General features: G+C 36.3%; 3 protein-coding genes. 1 reads left to right on the plus strand and 2 read right to left on the minus strand.

From position 1 onward, the window contains the following. Positions 1 to 143: 143 nt before the first annotated feature. Positions 144 to 2,090, minus strand: coding sequence for a M1 family metallopeptidase (locus tag BM084_RS18935; protein WP_093306695.1), 1,947 nt, complete (start codon positions 2,088 to 2,090; stop codon positions 144 to 146). A gap of 178 nt (positions 2,091 to 2,268) precedes the next feature. Continuing rightward, positions 2,269 to 2,724 carry an RNA methyltransferase gene (locus BM084_RS18940; protein ID WP_075325882.1) on the minus strand — a complete coding sequence of 152 codons (456 nt, stop codon included), beginning with the start codon at positions 2,722 to 2,724 and terminating at the stop codon, positions 2,269 to 2,271. Between the two features lie 118 nt (positions 2,725 to 2,842). Between BM084_RS18940 and BM084_RS18945 the strand changes: the two genes are divergently transcribed. Next, entirely contained in the window at positions 2,843 to 3,673 is an 831-nt protein-coding gene (locus tag BM084_RS18945; protein WP_093306693.1) for a universal stress protein, read from the plus strand. Positions 3,674 to 3,827 lie beyond the last annotated feature (154 nt).

Below are 3,827 nucleotides of genomic sequence, written 5' to 3' on the forward strand. Positions count from 1 at the left end.
TGACGCACTTGACTTTACATTGCTCTTCCCTCCGATCAGGTGAGCGGGCTTTCTTTCAAGCCTCGGAATTGTTTGCATGCAGGGCAAACAAAAAGCCGTTTAAATAAAATTTAAACGGCTTTTAATTTTAGAATTTTTAGCTATTAATCCTGGTAAAAAGAATTTGGCCAGTCATCGTTGCCAGAGTTTACATCTGGTAAAATTTTATTAGGATCTAACTCTACATTTTCAATAGATTTATCGGTGCGGTGTAGATAATTCCATGAATCCCCACGCTGCCAAATCTCTACCGGAAGAGTTACATTTTCTGAAGAACCATCTTCGTAAGTAATTTCCATTTTAACCGGCATTGGGATTTCACCCTTATTAGTTAAAGAAATAATGTAATTACCTTCATATTGTCTCACTCCATCTAAACCTAAATCTATATTACCTGTACCGTAAAACCATTTTTGAAAGAACCAGGAAAGGTTTTCTCCTGAAACATTCTCCATATGATTAAAGAAATCGGCTGGCTGAGGGTGTTTATATGCCCAGGTTTCAATGTAAGATTTAAAAGCATTATCAAAACGCTCTTCTCCTAAGATATACTCTCTAAGTAATAATAAGCCAATTGCGGGCTTGTAGTAAGCGATCATTCCCAGGTTTCTTAAGTTAGAAACATCTGGATAAGTATCGATTCCTTCTCTTTGTTCACTGGTAAACCAGCCTGTCATATTCCTGGTTTTATTTAATCTCGCAGGATATTCGCCATTGTTAAAATCTAAGGTACTGTAATAATTAATAAAAGTATTAAACCCTTCGTCCATCCAGGCGTATCTTCTTTCGTTAGAACCAACGATCATCGGGAACCAGTTATGACCAAATTCGTGGTCTGTAACGCCCCAAAGCGAAGCACCTTCACTCTTCCAACCGCAAAAGTTAAGTCCGGGATATTCCATTCCGCCTATATCAGCAGCAACATTCACAGCCACCGGATAAGGATATTCAAACCATTTTTCAGAATAATGTTCAACCGAAGCTTTAGAATATTCAGTAGAACGGCTCCAGGCATGCTGCCCATCACTCTCTTTTGGGTAAGCCGATTGCGCCATTGCTTTTTTTCCGCTAGGCAAATCTATTTTAGCCGCATCCCAGATAAATGCTTTTGAAGAACCAAAAGCTACATCACGGGTGTTTTCCATTTTAAAATGCCAGGTTAGCGTACCTTCCTGTTTAGCGCGTAACGACATATCATTTACTTCTTCAGGTTTAATTAAATAAACCGTAGAATCACTTTCTTTAGCCCTTTCCATTCTATCTCTTACGGTAGAAGACAATACCTGCCTGGGGTTCTGTAACTCACCCGAAGCTACCACAATATGGCTGGCCGGGGCAGTAATTTTATAATCGTAATCGCCATAATCTAAGTAAAACTCACCTGCACCAAGATAGGGTTCTATATTCCATCCTTCCACATCATCATAAACCGCCGCTTTAGGAAACCATTGTGCGAGAGCGTAAATAGTCCCGTCTTCCACATCCAGTCTTCCCATACGGTCCATTCCTTCTACTGGTATTTTATACTCAAAATTCATAGAGACGGTGGCTTTTCCACCATTTGCAGGAATAGGATCTTCAAAAAATACCTGCATTCTGGTATCGTTTATTAAGTAATTTGAAGATGAACTTCTTTTTACTTTGGCTTCTAAATTTGAGATAGTATAGCCCCCGTCAATATCTCCGTTATAACGATTGCCCTGAATTGGGGTAGTTAGTGTACCACGAGAATCTTCGGTAAAGCGGTTTTGCTCTAAATGCATCCAGATGAAGTCTAATTCATGCGGACTGTTATTGGTATAGGTTAATGTGATTTTCCCTTTAATGGTATGTTCTTCGTCATTTAGAGTGACATCTATATCATAATCGGTTTCATTCTGCCAGTATTCGGGGCCCGGTCTTCCTGAAGCAGCGCGGTACATATTACCACTACGGTCCATAAATTCATTAAAATCTCCCTGGTTGTTTCCTACAACCTCCTGGGCTTTAGCGCCGGTACTAAACATTCCTGCTACGGCAAGGCCAAGCAAAGCTCTGGATAAATATCTCATTCTTTTAAGTTTTATTGTAATTGCCGCTAATTTAACCAAACTGTTTAAAAAATCCTCAAAATTCGGTTATATAAGACTCAAACAAAAAATAAAAATAAAGGAATATTAAATCTGAAAAATCAAATGTCTTAAACCGAAGAAATAATCTCAATACCAGGTTTTTTTTGTAGACACAGGTTTAAAAAAGTTTACTATTACGATCGTACATGATAATGCTTCCTGCTACCGAAACATTTAAACTTAAGCTAGACTTAAACTTCACTAAAAAATGGGATTTTTCTATAGCCTGGTTAGAAAGGCCATGATCTTCGGCTCCCAGTAAATAAACACAACGCCTGGGATGGTTAAAAGTTTCAAGAGGCTCTGCATCTTTTGTAAGTTCAACACCTACCAACATAGCACCTTTAGGTAAATTTGAATAAAAATCTTCAAAAGTTTTATAATGGAAATATGGCATTGCACCCACTGCTTTATGAGTATCACAAGCCTGTTTCGCATAACGATTCCCAATAGTAAAAATATAACTGGCTCCCATATTTTGGGCCGAGCGCCATAGAACGCCCAGGTTTTCGGGAGTTTTACCATTTTGAATTCCTATGCCGAAAAATCCCTGTTCTAAATTGTCTACTTTCATAAGAATTCAAAAATAACAGAATAATTTTTTCTACAGAATTTCCTATGGAATAAACCTGATCTTTATCATTTTATATAGCCATAAAGCTTTATAACTTTATAGGTAAATATTTAGCGTCATGAAATACATACTCATACCCACAGACTTCTCTGAATCTTCAAGAAATGCATCAGAATTTGGAATTGAATTGGCTAAGTTGCTAGACCTTCCAATAAAATTTCTTCATAATATTCAAACGCCGGTAGATTGGTCTAAATTAAACAAGCAGGACGAAAATAAATATCCAGAATCCAAGGCGAAAATTAATAACGCAAAGGAACAATTAAAAAGTTTAGAGAAAAAAGCAGAGGATAAACACGTAGAAGCAGAGCATACTCTAATCTTCAATACCGGTATGGAAGAACTGAATAATTACGTTAATCCTGCAAACTATGAATTAGTAATTATGGGTACGCACGGTACTAAAGGTTTTGAAAAAATATTAGGTTCAAATACTCAAAAACTTATTCGCCAATCTAAAGTTCCCATATTGGCGATTAAGTACAAGTTTAATATTTCAAAACTGAAGAAAATACTAATCGCTACCGATTTAAAAGAAGAGTCACAATCTGCCTTTCAGCATATTTTCAAAATCCTTGGGAATTTAAATACAGAGAAAAATCTGATTTATATAAATACACCTTATAATTTCAAAGAATATGAAGAGATAGAGAATTTAATGAGCAACTTTTTAAAGAATTGTGGCGTTAAAAATATAAAGACACAATCTCTAAGTGCTAATAATGAAGCCCGCGGAATAGGAATGGCTATAAACAAGATAAAACCAGATCTTTTTACAAGCATAACCCATCAACGTTCTGGCCTGGACACTATTTTTAGCCCGAGTATTACTGAAGAGATAATTAATAATTACGATATTCCGGTATTGAGTATTAATAGAGAAATTTAAATAAGGTAGTAAATTCTTATAAAGCAAAGGTTTCTTTAGAGCCTAAAGATATTACCGGACCAAACTTATTAAAACAAAAAAAGACCCTTACAACTTAATGTAAGGGTCTTCTAAAAAAAGGCGGTGACATACTCTCCCACAAATAGCAGTACCA

Source organism: Salegentibacter agarivorans (assembly GCF_900113135.1).
Taxonomy (GTDB): domain Bacteria; phylum Bacteroidota; class Bacteroidia; order Flavobacteriales; family Flavobacteriaceae; genus Salegentibacter; species Salegentibacter agarivorans.

Coding starts and splice junctions, on each gene's coding strand:
- BM084_RS18935 (WP_093306695.1), bottom strand. CDS start 2,090: ATGAGATATTTATCCAGAGCTTTGCTTGGCCTTGCCGTAGCAGGAATG.
- BM084_RS18945 (WP_093306693.1), top strand. CDS start 2,843: ATGAAATACATACTCATACCCACAGACTTCTCTGAATCTTCAAGAAAT.
- BM084_RS18940 (WP_075325882.1), bottom strand. CDS start 2,724: ATGAAAGTAGACAATTTAGAACAGGGATTTTTCGGCATAGGAATTCAA.